At 62.7% G+C, this 18,198-nt stretch carries 17 protein-coding genes; 6 read left to right on the plus strand and 11 right to left on the minus strand.

Annotated elements, in window-relative coordinates; genetic code table 11:
* Positions 1-130: 130 nt before the first annotated feature.
* The 3 genes from ileS to murJ all read right to left on the minus strand — a co-directional run bounded on the left by ileS (position 131) and on the right by murJ (position 5,546).
* Positions 131-2,962 (minus strand): isoleucine--tRNA ligase, encoded by a 2,832-nt coding sequence (gene ileS, locus G7020_RS00795; protein WP_181082154.1) that lies wholly within the window; start codon positions 2,960-2,962, stop codon positions 131-133.
* Position 2,963: 1 nt separating this feature from the next.
* The gene (gene ribF, locus G7020_RS00800; protein ID WP_181082155.1) at positions 2,964-3,914 is read right to left on the minus strand and encodes a bifunctional riboflavin kinase/FAD synthetase; all 951 of its coding nucleotides are present in this window, start codon (positions 3,912-3,914) and stop codon (positions 2,964-2,966) included.
* Between the two features lie 84 nt (positions 3,915-3,998).
* Positions 3,999-5,546 (minus strand): murein biosynthesis integral membrane protein MurJ, encoded by a 1,548-nt coding sequence (gene murJ / locus G7020_RS00805; RefSeq protein ID WP_181082156.1) that lies wholly within the window; start codon positions 5,544-5,546, stop codon positions 3,999-4,001.
* A 215-nt stretch (positions 5,547-5,761) separates the two neighbouring features.
* Here murJ and rpsT point away from each other — a divergent pair, with 215 nt between their 5' ends.
* Positions 5,762-6,040: a 30S ribosomal protein S20 gene (rpsT, locus tag G7020_RS00810; RefSeq protein ID WP_181082157.1), complete on the plus strand. Its 279-nt coding sequence runs from the start codon at positions 5,762-5,764 to the stop codon at positions 6,038-6,040.
* Positions 6,041-6,123: 83 nt separating this feature from the next.
* Here rpsT and G7020_RS00815 read toward each other — a convergent pair whose 3' ends face one another.
* The 5 genes from G7020_RS00815 to rplU all read right to left on the minus strand — a co-directional run bounded on the left by G7020_RS00815 (position 6,124) and on the right by rplU (position 9,803).
* Positions 6,124-6,588, minus strand: coding sequence for a CreA family protein (locus tag G7020_RS00815; protein ID WP_181082158.1), 465 nt, complete (start codon positions 6,586-6,588; stop codon positions 6,124-6,126).
* Positions 6,589-6,598: 10 nt separating this feature from the next.
* Complete coding sequence (gene proB, locus G7020_RS00820) at positions 6,599-7,717, minus strand: glutamate 5-kinase (RefSeq protein ID WP_181082159.1); 1,119 nt, start codon at positions 7,715-7,717, stop codon at positions 6,599-6,601.
* A 99-nt stretch (positions 7,718-7,816) separates the two neighbouring features.
* A complete protein-coding gene (gene cgtA / locus G7020_RS00825) occupies positions 7,817-9,031 on the minus strand; it encodes an Obg family GTPase CgtA (RefSeq protein ID WP_181082160.1) in 1,215 nt (404 codons plus the stop codon).
* A gap of 167 nt (positions 9,032-9,198) precedes the next feature.
* A complete protein-coding gene (gene rpmA / locus G7020_RS00830) occupies positions 9,199-9,456 on the minus strand; it encodes a 50S ribosomal protein L27 (protein ID WP_181082161.1) in 258 nt (85 codons plus the stop codon).
* A 35-nt stretch (positions 9,457-9,491) separates the two neighbouring features.
* Entirely contained in the window at positions 9,492-9,803 is a 312-nt protein-coding gene (rplU, locus tag G7020_RS00835; RefSeq protein ID WP_019339712.1) for a 50S ribosomal protein L21, read from the minus strand.
* Positions 9,804-10,050: 247 nt separating this feature from the next.
* Between rplU and G7020_RS00840 the strand changes: the two genes are divergently transcribed.
* Together G7020_RS00840 and G7020_RS00845 are read left to right on the plus strand one after the other, a co-directional pair.
* Positions 10,051-11,019, plus strand: a complete 969-nt coding sequence (locus G7020_RS00840) for a polyprenyl synthetase family protein (protein WP_181082261.1) — start codon at positions 10,051-10,053, stop codon at positions 11,017-11,019.
* A gap of 328 nt (positions 11,020-11,347) precedes the next feature.
* Entirely contained in the window at positions 11,348-11,575 is a 228-nt protein-coding gene (locus G7020_RS00845; protein WP_058077173.1) for a hypothetical protein, read from the plus strand.
* Between the two features lie 57 nt (positions 11,576-11,632).
* Here G7020_RS00845 and G7020_RS00850 read toward each other — a convergent pair whose 3' ends face one another.
* From G7020_RS00850 to G7020_RS00860, 3 genes are all read right to left on the minus strand, one after another.
* Complete coding sequence (locus G7020_RS00850) at positions 11,633-12,250, minus strand: FKBP-type peptidyl-prolyl cis-trans isomerase (protein ID WP_181082162.1); 618 nt, start codon at positions 12,248-12,250, stop codon at positions 11,633-11,635.
* Positions 12,251-12,408: 158 nt separating this feature from the next.
* Positions 12,409-12,744: a hypothetical protein gene (locus tag G7020_RS00855; protein ID WP_181082163.1), complete on the minus strand. Its 336-nt coding sequence runs from the start codon at positions 12,742-12,744 to the stop codon at positions 12,409-12,411.
* Between the two features lie 167 nt (positions 12,745-12,911).
* Positions 12,912-15,353, minus strand: coding sequence for a Lon protease family protein (locus G7020_RS00860; RefSeq protein ID WP_181082164.1), 2,442 nt, complete (start codon positions 15,351-15,353; stop codon positions 12,912-12,914).
* Between the two features lie 221 nt (positions 15,354-15,574).
* On the opposite strand from G7020_RS00860, the gene G7020_RS00865 reads away from it, so the two are divergent.
* The 3 genes from G7020_RS00865 to G7020_RS00875 all read left to right on the plus strand — a co-directional run bounded on the left by G7020_RS00865 (position 15,575) and on the right by G7020_RS00875 (position 18,142).
* Positions 15,575-16,606 carry a cytochrome-c peroxidase gene (locus G7020_RS00865; protein ID WP_181082165.1) on the plus strand — a complete coding sequence of 344 codons (1,032 nt, stop codon included), beginning with the start codon at positions 15,575-15,577 and terminating at the stop codon, positions 16,604-16,606.
* A 148-nt stretch (positions 16,607-16,754) separates the two neighbouring features.
* The gene (locus G7020_RS00870) at positions 16,755-17,090 is read left to right on the plus strand and encodes a hypothetical protein (RefSeq protein WP_181082166.1); all 336 of its coding nucleotides are present in this window, start codon (positions 16,755-16,757) and stop codon (positions 17,088-17,090) included.
* 182 nt (positions 17,091-17,272) lie between these two features.
* Complete coding sequence (locus tag G7020_RS00875; RefSeq protein WP_181082167.1) at positions 17,273-18,142, plus strand: c-type cytochrome; 870 nt, start codon at positions 17,273-17,275, stop codon at positions 18,140-18,142.
* The last annotated feature ends 56 nt before the right edge of the window (positions 18,143-18,198 follow it).

Raw genomic sequence — 18,198 nt, forward strand, 5'->3', positions numbered from 1 at the left:
AGCTCTCGATGTAACAAACCGTAGGGCGGGTGAAACCCGCGCGGGAAACCCCAGCCCCATAGTGTTGCTCGCACCGGGCCGCAAAATCTCACGGCGGGTTTCACCCGCCCTACGATAAATACCCGTGCCGTCACGCATGGTGACGCACCTCGCCGGCACCTTCGATGTTTTCCAGGCAGCGCCCACAGATTTCCGGATGTGCGGCATGACTGCCGACATCCGGCAGGTGATGCCAGCAGCGACCGCACTTGGCGTGTTCGGTCTTCTTCACCAGCAGCTTGAGGCCGGCCAGCTCGCTTTCCACCGCCTCGGCGGGCGCCTGGGCCAATGGCGCGACCTCGACCGCGGAGGTGATCAGCACGAAGCGCAGTTCGTTGCCCAGTTTGGCCAGTGCGGTCGCCAGCGCCTCCTCGGCGTACAGCGTGACTTCGGCCTGCAGGTTACCGCCGAGGGTCTTGGCGGCACGCTGGGCTTCCAGTTCCTTGTTCACCGCGGCCTTGACCGCCATGACCTGTTCCCAGAACGCGCGATCCAGCTCGGCATCCTGCGGCAACTCGGCCAGGCCCTCGTACCAGGTGTTGAGCATCACCGATTCGTTGCGCTCGCCCGGCAGGTACTGCCAGATTTCCTCGGCGGTGAAGGCCAGGATCGGCGCGATCCAGCGCACCAGCGCCTCGGCGATGTGGTACAGCGCGGTCTGGCAGGAGCGGCGTGGCAGGCTGTCGGCACCGGTGGTGTACTGCCGGTCCTTGATGATGTCGAGGTAGAAGCCGCCCAGCTCCTGCACGCAGAAGTTGTGCACCTTCTGGTAGACGTTCCAGAACTTGTAGGTGCCATAGGCGTCCTCGATTTCGCGTTGCAACAGCAGGGCGCGGTCGATGGCCCAGCGATCCAGGGCGATCAGCTGGTCGTTGGGCAGCAGGTGCTGCGCTGGATCGAAGCCATCGAGGTTAGAAAGCAGGAAGCGCGCGGTATTGCGGATACGCCGGTAGGCGTCGGCGCTGCGCTGCAGGATCTGCTTGGAGACCGCCATCTCGCCGGAATAGTCGGTCGCCGAGACCCACAGGCGCAGGATGTCGGCGCCCATGCTGTCAGTGATTTCCTGCGGCGCGATGACGTTGCCGAGGGACTTGGACATCTTGCGGCCGTTCTCGTCCACGGTGAAACCGTGGGTCAGCAGGCCCTTATAGGGCGCGTGGCCGTCGATGGCCGCACCGGTCAGCAGCGAGGAGTGGAACCAGCCGCGATGCTGGTCGGAGCCTTCCAGGTAGAGGTCGGCGCGCGGGCCTTGGTCATGGCCCATGGGATGCGAGCCGCGCATCACGTGCCAGTGGGTGGTACCGGAGTCGAACCAGACGTCCAGGGTGTCGTTGATCTTCTCGTACTGCTCAGCCTCGGCACCCAGCAGCTCGGCCGCATCCAGCTTGAACCAGGCTTCGATGCCCTGCTGCTCGACACGCTGGGCGACCTCTTCCATCAGTTCGACAGTACGCGGATGCAGCTCGCCGCTTTCCTTGTGCAGGAAGAACGGAATCGGCACGCCCCAGTTGCGCTGACGCGAGATGCACCAGTCCGGGCGACCGGCGATCATGCCATGCAGACGCGCCTGGCCCCAGGCTGGGACGAACTGGGTCTGCTCGATGGCGTCAAGCGCGCGACGGCGCAGGGAGCTGCCATCGTGGGCGACCTTGTCCATGCCGACGAACCACTGCGCGGTGGCGCGGTAGATCAGCGGTGTCTTGTGCCGCCAGCAGTGCATGTAGCTGTGCTGGATGGCTTCGTGCTTGAGCAGCGCGCCGACTTCACGCAGTTTCTCAACGATGGCCGGGTTGGCCTTCCAGATGAACTGGCCGCCGAAGAACGGCAGGTCCGGCACGTAGACGCCGTGGCTCTGCACCGGGCTGAGAATGTCGTCGTTCTCCATGCCGTAGTGCTTGCAGGTACGGAAGTCGTCCTCGCCATAGGCCGGCGAGGAGTGGACGATGCCGGTGCCGGCGCCGGTTTCCACGTATTCGGCCAGGTACACCGGCGAGAAGCGCTCGTAGAAGGGATGGCGGAAGCGGATCAGCTCCAGTGCCTTGCCTTCGCAACGGGCGATGATCTGGCCCTCAAGGCCGTAGCGTTGCAGGCTGGACTCGACCAGCTCCTCGGCCAGCACCAGCAGCCGATCGCCGGTGTCGACCAGCGCATAGATGAAATCGGGATGGACGTTGAGCGCCTGGTTGGCCGGGATGGTCCAGGGCGTGGTGGTCCAGATGACGATGCTGGTCGGCTTGGACAGGTTGGCGACACCGAAGGCGGTCGCGAGCTTGTCGGCATCCTCGACCGCGAAGGCCACGTCGATGGCATCGGATTTCTTGTCCTGGTATTCGACTTCCGCTTCGGCCAGGGCCGAGCCACAATCGAAGCACCAGTTCACCGGCTTCAGGCCCTTGAAGACGAAGCCGCCTTCGACCAGCTTCGCCAGAGCGCGGATCTCGCCGGCTTCGTTGGCGAAGTCCATGGTCTTGTAGGGGTTGTCCCAGTCGCCGAGCACGCCGAGGCGGATGAAGTCGGCCTTCTGCCCTTCGATCTGCTCGGCGGCGTAAGCGCGGCAGCGTTCGCGGGTCAGGTCCGCCGGCTGGTTCTTGCCGAAGGTGGTCTCGACCTTGTGCTCGATGGGCAGGCCGTGGCAGTCCCAGCCCGGTACATAGGGCGCATCGAAACCGGAAAGCGTGCGTGAACGGACGATCATGTCCTTGATCACCTTGTTCACCGCATGGCCGATGTGGATGTTGCCGTTGGCGTAGGGCGGGCCATCGTGCAGGACGAATTTCGGACGACCCTCGCCGATCTGCCGCAGCTTCCGGTACAGGTCGATGCTGTTCCAGCGCTGCAGAATCTCCGGCTCGCGCTGTGGCAGACCGGCCTTCATCGGAAATGCCGTGGACGGCAGATTGAGGGTCGCTTTGTAATCGGTCATTTCAGTCCTGGCTCGTGGTGAAAGGGGTGGCCCGCCAGTATTCGCGGGTGGCGGCGATATCGGCATCGATCGCTGCCTTGAGTGCCTCCAGCGAGGCGAAACGCTGCTCGTCGCGCAGCTTCTGGTGAAAGGTCACGCACAGCAGACGCCCGTAGAGGTCGCCCTGGTAGTCCGGCAGGTGTACTTCCAGATGGGGCTTGCCATCGCTTTCCACCGTGGGTCGCATGCCGATGTTGGCGACACCCAGGCGAACCTGGCCGTCGACATCGGTGCTGACGGTGAACACCCCGCTGAGCGGCGTATTGCGGCGCTTGAGCTGGATATTGGCCGTCGGCGCGCCCAGCTGGCGACCGAGTTTCTGCCCGTGCATGACGCGCCCGGTGAGGCTGAACGGCCTGCCGAGCAGCCGTTGCGCCAGCTGCAGATCGCCATCGGCCAGGGTCTGGCGCAGGCGGCTGCTGCTGACCCGCTCGCCATCCACCTCAATGGTCCTGGCGGCTTCTACGGTGAAGCCCTCGATGGCACCGGCCTTGAGCAGGAAGTCGAAATCTCCGGCGCGGTCGCAACCGAAACGGAAGTCGTCACCGACCTCCAGATGTCGCACGCCCAGCCCTTCGACCAGGGTGGCATGCACGAACTCGGCGGCGCTGAGTTCACGCAGACGTCGATTGAACGCCAGGCACAGCACCAGATCCACGCCCTGCTCGTTCAGCAATTGCAGCTTTTCGCGCAACCGGGTCAGGCGCGCGGGTGCCTTGTCCGGGGCAAAGAATTCGCGCGGCTGAGGCTCGAAAATCACCACGCAGCTGGGCAGCCCCAATTCGGCTGCACGCTCGCGCAAGCGCTTCAGGATGGCCTGATGCCCCCGATGCACTCCGTCGAAATTGCCGATGGTAGCCACGCATCCCCGATGCCGGGGCCGCAGGTTGTGAAGACCTCGAACCAGCTGCATACCGCACTTCTTGCTTGAAAAGTGGCCGATTATACGCATGCACCGGCCATCCCGGACAGGTTTGCCGCATGCGATCCACAACCATCAATGGCGCAAATGTCGTGGCCGCAGGCCCAGCAGCGCCAGCCCCGCCACGAACGCTGCCATTCCTGCCATGACCAGCAGCCCCAATTGCAGCGCTCGCTGCTGCCAATCCCAACCGAACCATTCGACAGACGGCACGTTCAGCCACCAGACCACCGCCACCATCGACGCACAACCGCCGAACAGGCGCAGCAGGAACAACCCCCAACCCGGCGCGAACTGGAACACGCCGATCTTGTATAAGCCCCAGAACAGCAGTCCGGCATTGAGCATGGACGACAGCGAAGTCGCCAGCGCCAGCCCGACATGCTTGAGCGGCCAGATCAGGATCAGGTTCATCACCATATTGGCCACCATACAGATGACTGCCACCCGCACCGGCGTCTTCAGATCCTGGCGGGCGAAGAAGCCGGGCGCCAGCACCTTGATCAGCATGAATGCCAGCACGCCCAGCGAGTAAGCCTCCAGCGCGCGGGCCGACTGCACCACCGCTTCCTGGCTCATTGCGCCATAGAAGAACAGACTTGCAATCAGCGGCTCGGCCAGAATGCCCAGCGCCAGGGCCGCCGGAACCCCAGCCAGCAGCACCATGCGCAGCGCCCAGTTGAGCGTATTGGAAAAGGCCTTGGGATCATCGCCGGCATGCTGGCGCGACAGGCTGGGCAGAATCACCGTGCCGATGGCGATGCCGAAGGCACCCAGCGGCAGCTCCGAAAGCCGGTCGGCGTAGTACAGCCAGGACACGCTGCCGGTCTGCAGAAAGGACGCCAGCACGGTATCGAGCAGCAGGTTGATCTGGCTGACCGACACCCCGAACAGCGCCGGCACCATCAGCAGCATGATGCGCCGTACGCCTTCGTCACCGAACCTGACCCTCGGACGCGGCAGCAGCCCCAGCCTGGCGACGAAAGGCAGCTGGAACGCCAGTTGGGCGAAGCCCGCGATAAAGACCCCCCAGGCCAGCGCCATGATCGGCTGGTCGAAATAAGGCGTCAGGAACACCGCCGACATGATCATGCACACATTGAGCAGAACCGGGGTAAAACCCGGCACCGCGAAGCGCCCATAAGTATTGAGCACGCCCGAGGTGAACGCCGTCAGCGAAATCAGCAACAGATAGGGAAAGGTGATGCGCAGCAGTTCACCGGCCAGCTGCAGCTTGGCCGGCTCACCGTGAAAGCCGGGCGCGAACAGCATCACCAGATAGGGCGAGCCGAGCACGCCCAGCGCGGTGATACCGGTAAGAATCAGACCGAGCATGCCCGCCGTCCGGTCGACCAGCAGTTTGACTTCCAGCTGGGTTCTCTTGGCACGGTACTCTGACAGCACCGGCACGAACGCCTGGGCGAAGGCGCCTTCGGCAAACAGGCGACGCAGGAAGTTGGGGATCTTGAAGGCGATAAAGAACGCATCCGCCGCCGCCCCGGAACCGAAGTAGCTGGCCACCACCATATCGCGTACCATGCCCAGCACGCGGGACAGCAGCGTCATGACACTGACTACCGCACTTGAACGCAGCAATCCGCCTTTTCCGGTTTTTTCGGACATCTGTCTTTCCTGGAATTGCAGCATTGTTCCGGCCAGTCACTTCGCCATCGAACCGATGGTCAGTTACGACCCTGGGCAAGGCCGCGAGTTTAGCGGCAGCCCATCTGCCCGACCAGCATTCAGACGACACAAACAGGCTTGACAAGCATCTGCCACATCGGCATGATTCGCGGCCTTATTTGCTTTGTAATCCCACGTTTTCGAGGAGTTCGACGGTGGCCAACAGCCCTTCCGCCAAAAAACGCGCAATTCAGGCTGAGAAGCGTCGCAGCCACAACGCCAGCCTGCGCTCCATGGTCCGCACCTACATCAAGAATGTGGTCAAGGCCCTGGATGCAAAAGATCTGGAAAAAGCTCGTACTGCTTACACTGCAGCCGTGCCCGTGATCGACCGTATGGCCGACAAAGGCATTATCCACAAGAACAAGGCCGCTCGTCACAAGAGCCGCCTGAACGGCCATATCAAGGCCCTCGGCGAAGCTGCTGCAGCTTAAGCTGAACGTTCTTGAAAAAAACCGGCCTGGCGCCGGTTTTTTTGTGCCTCGCTCTTATGCCGCTAACCGGCACAGCGGCCCCGCTATGGCGTGACCGGCCACGGCAGAACCGGAATTGCCGTTACCGCATTCTGCGGACTGCCCTCGATGATGCGGTCGCTGTAGACGAGGTAAACCAGCGTATTGCGCGCCTCATCGAAGAAACGCACGACCTGCATGGTCTTGAAGACCAGCGAGGTGCGCTCCTTGAACACCACCTCCCCATCCTTCAGCCCTTCACCGATCCGAATAGGCCCAACCTGCCGACATGCAATGGACGCCTCGGCCCTGTCTTCGGCCAACCCCAGCCCACCCTTGATGCCGCCCGTCCTGGCACGCGAGAGGTAACAGGTCACCCCGTCCACCTTCGGATCATCGAACGCCTCGACCACGATCTTGTGGTTCGGCCCCAACCACTTGAACACCGTATCGACCGCACCGATCTGCTCGGCAGCCGCCATGACCGGCACCAACAAGCCCAACACCAACACCGTGGTCATTACGCGCATAGCAGACACCTCAGACCAGAATCATATTGTCGCGATGGATCAGCTCCGGCTCATCGACATAGCCAAGCAGCTTCTCGATTTCATCCGATGGGCGCCCCAGAATCCGCCGTGTCTCGGCAACACTGTAGTTGGCCAGCCCACGCGCAATTTCCTCGCCGTCCGGCCCCACGCAGACCACCATCTCGCCACGGCGAAAGCCGCCTTGAGCTGCCCTGACACCGACCGGCAACAGACTGCAATTGCCCCGCTTCAGCGCCTGCACCGCACCAGCATCCAGAGTAACGGTACCGCGCGTCTGCAAGTGGCCGGCCAGCCACTGCTTGCGCGCCGCATGACGACTGCACTCAGGAGTCAACAGCGTGCCCAGTTGCTCGCCAGCCTTTAGCCGCGCCAGCACCTGCTCGATACGCCCACCAACGATCACGGTATGAGCACCGGAGCGCGCCGCCAGTCGCGCCGCACGCAGCTTGGTCTGCATGCCACCGCGCCCCAGCGCGCCGCCGGTTCCGCCCGCCACGGCATCCAGCGCCGGATCGTCGGCACGGGCCTCACTGATGAGACTGGCTTCGGGATTGTTGCGCGGATCGGCATCGAACATGCCGTCGCGGTCGGTGAGGATCACCAGCAGATCGGCCTCGACCAGGTTGGCCACCAGCGCCGCCAGGGTGTCGTTGTCACCAAAGCGAATCTCGTCGGTAACGACGGTGTCGTTCTCGTTGATCACCGGCACGACATCCAGATCGAGCAGGGTGCGCAGAGTGCTGCGCGCATTGAGGTAGCGCTTGCGATCGGACAGGTCGTCATGGGTGACGAGAATCTGCGCGGTCTGCTGGTCGCAACGAGCGAAACTGGCCTCCCAGGCCCGAATCAAGCCCATCTGCCCCACAGCCGCCGCCGCCTGCAACTCATGCACGGCCCTGGGCCGCGCACCCCAGCCAAGGCGACTCATGCCGGCGGCAACGGCGCCGGAGGAAACCAGCACCAGTTCGACGCCCGCCTCGCGCAGCGCAACCATCTGCTCGACCCAGACCGCCATCGCCGCCTGATCGAGGCCACGCCCATCTGCCGTCAACAACGCGCTGCCGATCTTCACCACCCAGCGCCGGGCACCGCTCACCTTGTCGCGCATCGATCCCGCCTATTCCACTAACCAGCCAAATCATTGCGGTGAGCAGCGACAACCCAGCCCACCGCCCGCAAGCCCCGCCGTTGCGCGAGGCCGAAACACTCAGCGCACGTAGAAGATTTCCGCGCCACCCTCGTCATCGTCGTCATCATCGAAGTCGTCATCGGCCTCAGCAGCCGCCTTGACTCCGGCACGACGCAACGCACGCTGGTCATCGAGCTCCTGCAGCCGGGCGCGCGCCTCATCCTCGATCTGCTGATCGAGCTCGGCCAATGCTTCGGCATAGGCCGGCTCTTCGGCGATACGCAGCGCCCGCTCATCGAGATAGCGCATGATCGCCTGACTCAGCTCTTCGGTGCCCTCGCGCTCCAGCGCCGAAATCACGAACACCGGCCCTTCCCAGTCGAGCCGCTCGATCACCTGCCGCACACGCTCTTCGCGATCCTCTTCAAGCAGCTGATCAGCCTTGTTCAACACCAGCCAGCGGTCGCGCTGAGCCAGTGCCGGGCTGAATTTTTCCAGCTCATCGAGGATGATCTCGGCGGCATCCGCCGGGTCGCTCTCGTCCAGCGGCGCCATGTCCACCAGATGCAGCAGCAGCCGGGTACGCGCCAGGTGCTTGAGGAAGCGAATCCCCAGACCCGCGCCTTCCGAAGCCCCTTCGATCAACCCCGGAATGTCGGCGACGACAAAGCTCTTGTAGCGCCCGACACTGACGACGCCAAGGTTGGGAATCAGCGTGGTGAACGGGTAATCGGCCACCTTCGGCTTGGCCGCCGACACAGAACGAATAAAGGTACTCTTGCCGGCATTGGGCATGCCCAGCAGGCCGACGTCCGCCAGTACTTTCAACTCCAGCTTCAGATCACGCGCATCGCCCGGCTTGCCCGGCGTGGTCTGCCGCGGCGCCCGGTTGGTGCTGGACTTGAAGCGCGTATTGCCCAGTCCGTGCCAGCCACCCTGAGCAACCAGCAACCGCTGCCCCGCCTTGGTCAGATCGCCGATCACATCCTGAGTGGCGGCATCGATCACCGTAGTCCCCACCGGCACCGGCAGGATCAGATCCTCGCCCTTGGCGCCGGTACATTCGGTACTGCCGCCCTTCTCGCCATTGGGCGCATTGAAGCGACGGGTGTAACGGTAATCGACCAGGGTATTGAGGTTCTCGTCAGCCATCAGATAAATGGAGCCGCCGTCACCGCCGTCGCCACCGTTGGGACCGCCTTTTTCGATGAATTTTTCGCGACGAAAACTCATCATGCCGTTACCGCCGTCACCGGCCTTTACAAAAATCGATACTTCATCGACGAATTTCATGGGAACGCCTCCCGCCGCAAGGACGGGCTAGAAAACTGGAATAAGGGTCTTGCAAAAAACCCAGCGAAAACTGAATGAGCACCGAGCAGCTTCTTTGCAAGAGCCTCACAGGATACAGAAACAAAAAAGCCCCGTCGCATGACAGGGCTTTTCCAGCAACGCCGCGATCAGGCCGCGACGACGCTCACGTAGCGACGGCCAAGAGCGCCCTTCACTTCGAACTTGATCACGCCTTCCACTTTCGCGAATAGGGTGTGATCCTTGCCCATGCCAACGCCGTAACCGGCGTGGAACTGGGTACCGCGCTGACGCACGATGATGTTGCCAGGAACGATTTTCTGGCCGCCGTACATCTTCACGCCAAGGCGTTTGGCTTCTGAGTCGCGACCGTTGCGGGTAGAACCGCCAGCTTTTTTGTGTGCCATGAGTTCAATACTCCTATAAGGGGATTCAGGCCCGATTAGCCCTGAATACCGGTGATTTTGACCTCAGTGAACCACTGACGGTGGCCCTGACGCTTCATGTGGTGCTTACGACGGCGGAACTTGATGATGGTGACCTTGTCGTGACGGCCCTGGGCAATCACTTCAGCGGTAACTTTGGCACCATCGACCACCGGAGCGCCGATTTTTACATCATCGCCATTGCCGACCAGCAGAACGCGGTCGAAAGTGACAGCTTCGCCAGTAGCAACTTCGAGCTTTTCAATCTTGAGGTATTCGCCTTCGGCAACCTTGTACTGCTTGCCGCCGGTTACGATAACTGCGTACATCTATGTATCTCCGTTGATCCTGCTCACCCAGCGCTTTGAAATAATGGTTGGTGGCTGGCATGGCTGCATGGGGCCGGAAGTGACGCCCGTGCAATTGCGTAAGGCAGGGAAATGCCCAGGGGGAAGTTCAGGGTCCGCGATTGTACGCATGCGCCCGCACCTGCGCAATAGCCGCAGGTCCTTGCCTTGACAGCCCATGACCCGCCCCCTAGCATGCCGCGCAACCTCCGAGGAGTACCGGCGTCCGATGCAACCCCAGGCCTTTTACCAAGTCGTGGCTGATGATTTTGCCGCCGTCGACGGCATTATCCGCAACCAGCTGACGTCCCGCGTACCGCTGGTGGAAAAAATCGGGGACTACATCACCTCCGCCGGCGGCAAGCGCCTGCGCCCGCTGCTGGTGCTGCTCAGCGGCAACGCGCTCGGCCTCAAGGGCGATCAGTTGCGCCTGCTGGCCGCCATCATCGAATTCCTGCACACCTCGACACTGTTGCATGACGATGTGGTCGACATGTCCGGCATGCGCCGTGGCCGCTCCACCGCCAATGCCCTGTGGGGCAACGCGCCGAGCGTACTGGTGGGCGACTTCCTTTATGCGCGCTCCTTCGAAATGATGGTGACACTGGGTTCGATGCCGGTCATGCGCATCATTTCCCAGGCCACGCGCGTCATCGCCGAAGGCGAAGTGCTGCAACTGTCGAAGGTTCGCGACGCCAGCACCACCGAAGAAATCTACATGGAGGTCATTCGCGGCAAGACCGCCATGCTGTTCGAGGCCTCCACCCATAGCGCCGCCACCCTGGCAGGTGCCAGCGACGAGCAATGCGAAGCCTTGCGTCAGTTTGGCGACCACCTGGGTATCGCCTTCCAACTGGTCGATGACCTGCTCGACTATCAGGGCGATGCCGAAACCCTCGGCAAGAACGTCGGCGACGACCTTGCCGAAGGCAAGCCCACCCTGCCGCTGATCTACACCATGCGCGAAGGCACCGCGGAACAGGCCGCACTGGTGCGCAAGGCGATCCAGAAAGGCGGCATCGAGGACCTGGAAAGCATCCGCAGCGCCGTTCAGGCCTCGGGCGCACTGGACTACACCGCACGCTTGGCGCGCGATTATGCCGACCGCGCCATCGCCTGCCTCGAACTGATTCCTGCCAGCCCCTACCGCGACGCCCTGGTGGAACTCAGCCGCTTCGCAGTCGCCCGCACGCACTGATCCCACTCGAAAAACCGATCCGCTCGTCGGGTCGGTGAAGCGTGACCCGACCTACAAGGCTAATCCAACCTACGGAAGCCGTAGCCTGGATTAGCCGAAGGCGTAATCCGGGTATCCGAAGGCGTAACCCGACGATCAGCAAGCGTAAGCCAAGCGAGCTGCCGCCTCTCGCACCACTTGGACTTCCCCGTCGGATCGGTGAAATATCACCCGTCCAATCCCCCAGCACCTCAAGCATTTACCTCACCGTCGAGCGGGCAGGTGTTTTTGTACTTGCATATTTGCAAATAGTAATTATTCTCATTAACAGAACCAACTGGAGGTGAGCATGACTTATCTGATCGATGCCTGGCTGGACCGACCACAACCCTACCTGCGGATACTCGACCGCAACACCGGTGCGGTGTGCATTTCACTGGAGGGGGAGGCCCTGGACGAACTTCGTGACCAGGGCGATCTGGACTTGCATGAGCTGAGCACCAGTGAACCCTGCGTGCTCAAGGAACAGGTGCGAAATCTGTTCCTGTTCTCCTATGCCAGGGCGTTACGCCCCTGAGGCCGAACGTGTTCGGCCTTCGCACCGGCTGGCCGAATGAGTTCGGCCCTACGGGGCTTACAGAACCGCGAGCAGCTCGACGTCGAATACCAGTACGCTATGCGGCGGAATGCTGCCCACGCCCTGGGCGCCGTAGGCCAGTTCGCTCGGCACATAGAGGCGCCACTTGCTGCCGACGCCCATCAGTTGCAGCGCCTCGGTCCAGCCGGCGATCACGCCACCGACCGGGAACTCGGCAGGCTGGCCGCGCTGATAGGAGCTGTCGAACACGGTGCCGTCGATCAGGGTACCGTGGTAGTGGGTGCGGACCTGGTCTTCAGGGCTCGGCTTGGCGCCGTCGCCGGCGGTCAGCACTTCGTACTGCAGACCCGAAGCGAGTGTGGTGACGCCTTCGCGCTTGGCATTCTCGGCCAGGAAAGCCCGGCCCTCGCCTGCAGCGGCTTCAGCCTTCTGCTGGGCCTCGGCCTGCATGCGCTCGCGGATCACGGCGAAGCTGGCGTTCAGATCTTCCGGGCTGACCTGGCTGGCCGCGCCGGCAAAGGCATCACGGATACCCGCAATTACCGCATCGAGGCTTACACCGGGCGGTGGGTTGTCGCGCAGCTGATCGCCCAGCTGACGGCCAATGCCGTAGCTTACGCGCGTTTCGTCGGTGGACAGATTAATCTCGGTCATGCCTGGGCTCCGCTGGGAAAAAGGTCGTAAAGCCTAGCACAGCTGAGCCGGCAAACCTGCTCGCCACGCCCGAGCGTCCGCCAACGAAGCGGATATTCAGCCATGGCTCAGCTGTGGATAAGAAAATCGAGGTTCCGTCAGACGCTGCGGCGCCCCGCCTATGACCGTGTTTCCCAGCCGCTGAGAAAGCGTGCCTGATTGGCGTTGACCTTGCGTAGTTCGGCGCGCATATGCAGCTGCCAGATCGCCGGTGAGTCCGCCTCGCAGTAACCCTGCTGTTGAAGATTGCTGGCGATGGCGTCGAGCACCGACTCGGCAGCCCGCAGCCCGTGAAATGGGCCTTGCACCCTTATTGCAGTGGGTTGCGAGCCGTCAAGGCCGGCGGCGCAGAGCAGGGTCCACAGACCATTGGCACCTGCCACAGGCCAGATGGCACATTCGATTCGAGTGACCAGACCCAGGCACTGACGGCTCAGACACAGGTTGTTCGGCATGACGGTAACCCTCGCGCTCGGTTGCGCACCGTCATCCTGAACGAAGCAGGCGGGCCAACCGGGTTATCCCCGCACTGTGGATAACCTTGTGGATAGAGAGCGAAGACGCTCTATTTCTCCAGACCCGCCGCGCGCGCTAACGTTCCGTTCAACAACCACTCACTCGTTCAGCCTTTGGCAGGAATGGTGCCCGCCGCCAGTGCCTCGCCCGGTGTCGCCTCGTTCCTGTCGTCTTCTTCCAGGCCGATCTCGGCAATATCGCGCAGGCGCTCGACCACTCGGGCGTTGACGCTGCCCTTGGGGAAGCCGCCCTTTTCATCCGAGGCGCCCACCTCTTCGCCGACCAGCAGGGAAAGCGCCTCATCGACATGACGCACGGCATAGATATGGAAGCGCTCCTGGCGCACGGCCTCCAGTACGCGCTCTTCGAGCATGAGGGTGGTGACGTTGGCGAAGGGAATGATCGCGCCCTGCTCACCCGTCAGCCCGCGCGCCTCGCAGAGCCGGAAGAAACCTTCGATCTTCTCGTTCACGCCACCGACGGCCTGCACCTCACCGAACTGGTTGATCGAGCCGGTGATGGCGAAGCATTGCTTGAGCGGCGTGCGCGAGATGGCCGAGATCAGCGCACAGCATTCGCCGAGCGAGGCACTGTCGCCATCGACATAGCCGTAGGACTGTTCCAGCGCGATGCTCGCCGAGATTTCCAGCGGAAACTCCTGGGCGTAACGGCTGCCCAGATAGCCGGTGAGGATCATCACGCCCTTGGAGTGGATCGGCTGGCCCAGGTTGACCTCGCGCTCGATATCGACGATGCCCGAACCGCCCGGATAGACGGTGGCGGAAATGCGCGCCGGCATGCCGAAGGCCGAGTCGCCGACCTCCAGTACGGTCAGCCCGTTGCACTTGCCGATGGCCGCGCCTTCGCTGTCGATCAGGATGACCCCGGCGAGGATGTCATCGAGAATCCGCGCCGAAACACGCCCGGTCCGGGTGGCCTTGGCTTTGAGAGCACGTTCGATGTGACCGACGTCGGTGACCTCGTCGCTGGCCAGCTGGCGAATGAAATCCGCCTCGCTGACCAGCTGGAACAGATCGCCGATACGCGCCGACAGCCGTCCCTGATGCTCGGCCAGACGCGCACTGTGAGTCGCCAGCCGGGCCACTGCCGCGGCACTCAGCGGCGCCATGCCTTCCTCCGAGGTGCGGGTTTTCAACAGCTGGGCGAACTGTTCCAGGCTGTCCTCGGCCAGCGGGATATCCTCGTCGAAGTCCACCAGCACCCGGAACATCTCCTGAAAGTCCGGGTCCAGGTCCTGCAGGGTGTAGTACAGCTGGCGCGAACCGATGATGACGATCTTGACCTTGAGCGCAATGACTTCCGGCGTCAGGGTGACGGTGGCCAGCCGGCCCAGCTCGGCCAGTGGCGACTCCATTTTCAGCTTGTTCGACTGCAGGGCACGCTTGAGCGCCTCCCAGACGAAGGGCTCGCTGAGCAGTTTTTCCGCTTCGAGCACCAGGAAGCCGCCATTGGCGCGGTGCAGGGCGCCGGGCCGCAGTTGGCGGTAACTGGTATAGAGCGCGCCCTGATCGGTGTTGTATTCGATACGGCCAAAGAGGTTGTCGTAGGTCGGATGCGGCTCGAACACCACCGGTGCGCCGCCATCCTCGGCATGACCGACCACCAGGCTCGGACTGTACTGCTCTTCGAGCAGCTGACGGTTATGAGCCTCGGGGCGGTTTTCATCCACCAGCTGTTCGACCACGGTTTTCAGCAGGTTGACCTGCACCGCCTGCAGGTAGGCTTCGATGCCGGCGTTCTCGGAATACTTTTCCGACAGCGGCTCCAGCAGCGGCTGCAACGCCTGGCTGATGGTCTCGTCGTTGAGCTGGCGCAGCTGATTGCTGGATTCGCGCTTCCATTGCGGCAGACTGGCCAGCTCTTCGTTCAGGCTCACTTCCAGCGCGGAGATGTCCGCGTGATAGCGCTCGCGCTCGGCTTCGGGCAGCTGCGCGAACTCGGCCTCGTCCATGGACTTGCCGTCCTTCATGGGCGTGAAGGCGATGTTGGCGCTGTCGCGATAGAGGGCGATCTCCTTTTCCAGCGCCAGCTTCTCGATCACATCCAGCGCCTTGTCGTAGCGCTGGTTGAAGGCGCGGTCGATGGCGCTCTTCTTCTGCTGGAAGCTGGGATGCTCGAATACCGCCGGGAAGGTCGCCAGCAGGTTGTCGATCAACTGGGCGATATCGGCGATGAAGGCGCAGGCCCCGCCCTGGGGCAGTTCAAGCACCCGTGGCTCGCGCGGCTCGTCGAAATTGTTCACGTAGACCCAGTCCGAGGGCGTATCCAGCCGTTTGCCTTCGGCCCGCAGATAGCGTCGCACGAAGGAGAAACGTCCCGTACCGGACTCGCCCATCACATAGACGTTGTAGCCCGGACGCGGCATCGCCACACCGAACTGCAGGGCCTCGACGGCCCGTTCCTGGCCAAGCACGCCAAGGAAAGGCTCAAGCTCATCGGTGGTCTTGAAGTCGAACTGGCTGGGCTCGAAGGGGCGAGTCAGCGCATCGGGCGCCAGGCGCAGGCCGGCAGCGACAGTCTGGGGCATCGGAGATCCTTGCTGGGTGGCTCACAGGCCACGAAAAGTGCCGCCATTCTGGCGTTGCCTCCGCCGAGCCGCAAGGCTGGCCAAGAGAAGAGACGCTTATGCCCTGTTACAAATCGAGACAGTTTTTCACACCTTCTTCTTCGGCTTCGTTTGATGCAAATCAAGCCAGGCTCTATTCAAATGGCGCCTCCTATAACCAGCCAACACCGATGAGGAAAAAAATGCGATCCACAGCTCCCCTGCTGCTCGGTAGCCTCCTAATGATTGCCGGCAGCGCCCATGCCAACGAACTGCGCGAGCGTGCCAGCGCCATCTTCCAACCGATCCCGGACAAGGTCACCGAGGTCCGTGGCCATAGCGTCAACGAAGATCAGGCGATTCTCGGCCACAAACTCTGGTTCGATCCGCGCCTGTCGCGCAGCCACGTGATCAGCTGCAACACCTGCCACAACCTCAGCATCGGCGGCAGTGACAACGTCACCACCTCCATCGGTCACGGCTGGCAGAAAGGGCCGCGCAACTCGCCGACCGTACTCAACGCCGTGTTCAACGCCGCGCAGTTCTGGGATGGTCGCGCCAAGGACCTGCAGGAGCAGGCCAAGGGCCCGGTCCAGGCCAGCGTCGAAATGAACAACACGCCTGACCGGGTCGAAGCGACTCTCAAGAGCATTCCCGAGTATGTGGCCGAGTTCAAGAAAGCCTTCCCCAATGACAAGGACCCGGTCAGCTTCGACAACATGGCCTATGCCCTGGAAGCCTTCGAAGTCAGCCTGACCACGCCCAACTCGCCATTCGACCGCTTCCTCAAGGGTGACGACAAGGCGCTGGACGCCAAGCAGAAGGAAGGCCTGGCGCTGTTCATGGATGCCGGCTGCATCGCCTGCCACAATGGCGTCAACGTCGGCGGCCAGAGCTACTTCCCCTTCGGCGTGATCAAGAAGCCGGGCGCCGACGTGCTGCCTGAAGGTGACAAGGGCCGCTTCTCCGTCACCAACACCGCTGCCGACGAGTACGTGTTCCGCGCGGCGCCGCTGCGTAACGTCGCACTGACCCCGCCGTACTTCCACAGCGGTGAGGTCTGGGACCTGGAACAGGCCGTGGCGATCATGGGTGACAGCCAGCTGGGCCGTCAGCTCAACGATGGTGAAGTCAAATCCATCGTCGCCTTCCTGCACAGCCTGACTGGCGAGCAGCCGCAGGTTGCCTACCCGGTGCTGCCAGCCAGCACGGCGACCACGCCGAAGCCGGAATAAGCCCCTCCGATTCCCGGCGCGCAATGCGCCGGGAATCGTTTCCTGCCACACCCCCGCCTCAGTGAGCGAACCGTTCATCCCTCAGTCGCTGGACACTTCCCACCCGTTTACTAGTCTCAAGACAAACCAAGCATAACGGCCAGGCACCATGGCACTGAAACATGCACAGTCCGGCGAGGTCATTCGCCCACTCAGCGCAGACCCGTTGCCAGAACTTCGCTCCCAGGCGCTGGTCAGCACTCCAAGCCTCGAAGTCATGCGCCTGGCGCTCAAGGCTGGTCACATCGTTCCCAGCCATGCGGTGGCCGGCCCGATCACCATCCATTGCCTCCAGGGCGTCATCGAGGTGCAGGTAGAGGATCGCTGGCAGGCACTGCATGGCAACGAGCTGATGTACCTGGCCGAGAACGTCGAACATGCGCTGCAGGTGATCGCCGACACCGTCACCCTGGTCACGATCCAGCGCCTGCCTCGCATGACCTGACGGAGCGGCTCGCCCGGAGAAATTGGCACTCATCTCATCATTGGGAGAATGTCGTGGAAAAAACCTTCCGAATACTCAGTTTCGTGGTACTGGCGCTGATGCTCGGCGCCATTGTCTACGCTGTCGGCATCGGCATTTTCTACTGGACAGGCATCGGCGTTTGACCGGTCGAGGCGCTCCCAATGAACAAACGACAAACGCGCTCCTTCGCCATCATCTCCACGGTCGTCGCCTCGCTGGTATTTCTCGGGCTTACGCTGGACAGTCATCGGCAGTTCCCCGAACTGACCAATGCGGCCAGCATCACGCCCGAGGTCACCCGCGGCAAGGACGTCTGGCACGCGAAGAACTGCATCAACTGCCACACGATCTTCGGCGAAGGTGCCTACTACGCGCCTGACCTGACGAAAATCTCCCAGCATCGCGGCGCGCCCTACCTCACCGCCTTTCTCAAGAACCCGGAGAAGTTCTACGACGAGCAGCGCCACCGCCGCCTGATGCCCAACCAGAACCTCAGCGACGAGGAAGTCGCCGCGCTGATCGCCTTCTTCGACTGGGTCGCCAATGTCGACAACCAGGGCTGGCCACCACGCCCGATCCTGGTCACCGGCTCGTCGATTCCCGGCACCGACCTGACCCTGGCGCAGCAGGACGCCTCCGGCCCCGGCCATACGGACGAACAGCTGCCCCCCGGCGCGCGTCCGGTCAGCGGCGCGGAAGATCCCATTGCCCTGGGCGAAGCCGTGTTCCGCACGGCGTCGCCGACCTGCCAGGCCTGTCATTCGATCGCCCCTGGGGTGAACCTCGCCGGACCGACCCTGGCAGGCCTGGCGTCGCGCGCCGAGCAGGCGATGGCCTCGGCGGATTACCAGGGCAGCGCCGACAGCGTCGAAGCCTATATCCGTGAATCCATCGTCGAGCCCAGCGCCTACCTGTATCCCGGTGAGATGTATTCGGCGGGCGGCACCTCCTTCATGCCGACCACCTATGCCGACTCGCTGACGGAAGAGCAGCTCGACCAGCTGGTCGCTTACCTCGCGACATTCAAATAGAAGCGGCTCCGCCACGGGCTGCGGCCCGGCGGAGCGGCACCTTGCAGGGGATTGGC

Source organism: Stutzerimonas stutzeri, assembly GCF_013522825.1.
Lineage (GTDB): Bacteria > Pseudomonadota > Gammaproteobacteria > Pseudomonadales > Pseudomonadaceae > Stutzerimonas > Stutzerimonas stutzeri_AK.

Bases quoted from the DNA above. Each gene is read 5' to 3' on its own strand.
- G7020_RS00855 (WP_181082163.1), bottom strand. From the start codon at position 12,744: ATGCCGAACAACCTGTGTCTGAGCCGTCAGTGCCTGGGTCTGGTCACT.
- ileS (WP_181082154.1), bottom strand. From the start codon at position 2,962: ATGACCGATTACAAAGCGACCCTCAATCTGCCGTCCACGGCATTTCCG.
- cgtA (WP_181082160.1), bottom strand. From the start codon at position 9,031: ATGAAATTCGTCGATGAAGTATCGATTTTTGTAAAGGCCGGTGACGGC.
- G7020_RS00865 (WP_181082165.1), top strand. From the start codon at position 15,575: ATGCGATCCACAGCTCCCCTGCTGCTCGGTAGCCTCCTAATGATTGCC.
- G7020_RS00840 (WP_181082261.1), top strand. From the start codon at position 10,051: ATGCAACCCCAGGCCTTTTACCAAGTCGTGGCTGATGATTTTGCCGCC.
- rplU (WP_019339712.1), bottom strand. From the start codon at position 9,803: ATGTACGCAGTTATCGTAACCGGCGGCAAGCAGTACAAGGTTGCCGAA.
- G7020_RS00870 (WP_181082166.1), top strand. From the start codon at position 16,755: ATGGCACTGAAACATGCACAGTCCGGCGAGGTCATTCGCCCACTCAGC.
- G7020_RS00875 (WP_181082167.1), top strand. From the start codon at position 17,273: ATGAACAAACGACAAACGCGCTCCTTCGCCATCATCTCCACGGTCGTC.
- ribF (WP_181082155.1), bottom strand. From the start codon at position 3,914: ATGCAGCTGGTTCGAGGTCTTCACAACCTGCGGCCCCGGCATCGGGGA.
- G7020_RS00815 (WP_181082158.1), bottom strand. From the start codon at position 6,588: ATGCGCGTAATGACCACGGTGTTGGTGTTGGGCTTGTTGGTGCCGGTC.
- G7020_RS00845 (WP_058077173.1), top strand. From the start codon at position 11,348: ATGACTTATCTGATCGATGCCTGGCTGGACCGACCACAACCCTACCTG.
- murJ (WP_181082156.1), bottom strand. From the start codon at position 5,546: ATGTCCGAAAAAACCGGAAAAGGCGGATTGCTGCGTTCAAGTGCGGTA.
- proB (WP_181082159.1), bottom strand. From the start codon at position 7,717: ATGCGCGACAAGGTGAGCGGTGCCCGGCGCTGGGTGGTGAAGATCGGC.
- rpmA (WP_181082161.1), bottom strand. From the start codon at position 9,456: ATGGCACACAAAAAAGCTGGCGGTTCTACCCGCAACGGTCGCGACTCA.
- G7020_RS00850 (WP_181082162.1), bottom strand. From the start codon at position 12,250: ATGACCGAGATTAATCTGTCCACCGACGAAACGCGCGTAAGCTACGGC.
- G7020_RS00860 (WP_181082164.1), bottom strand. From the start codon at position 15,353: ATGCCCCAGACTGTCGCTGCCGGCCTGCGCCTGGCGCCCGATGCGCTG.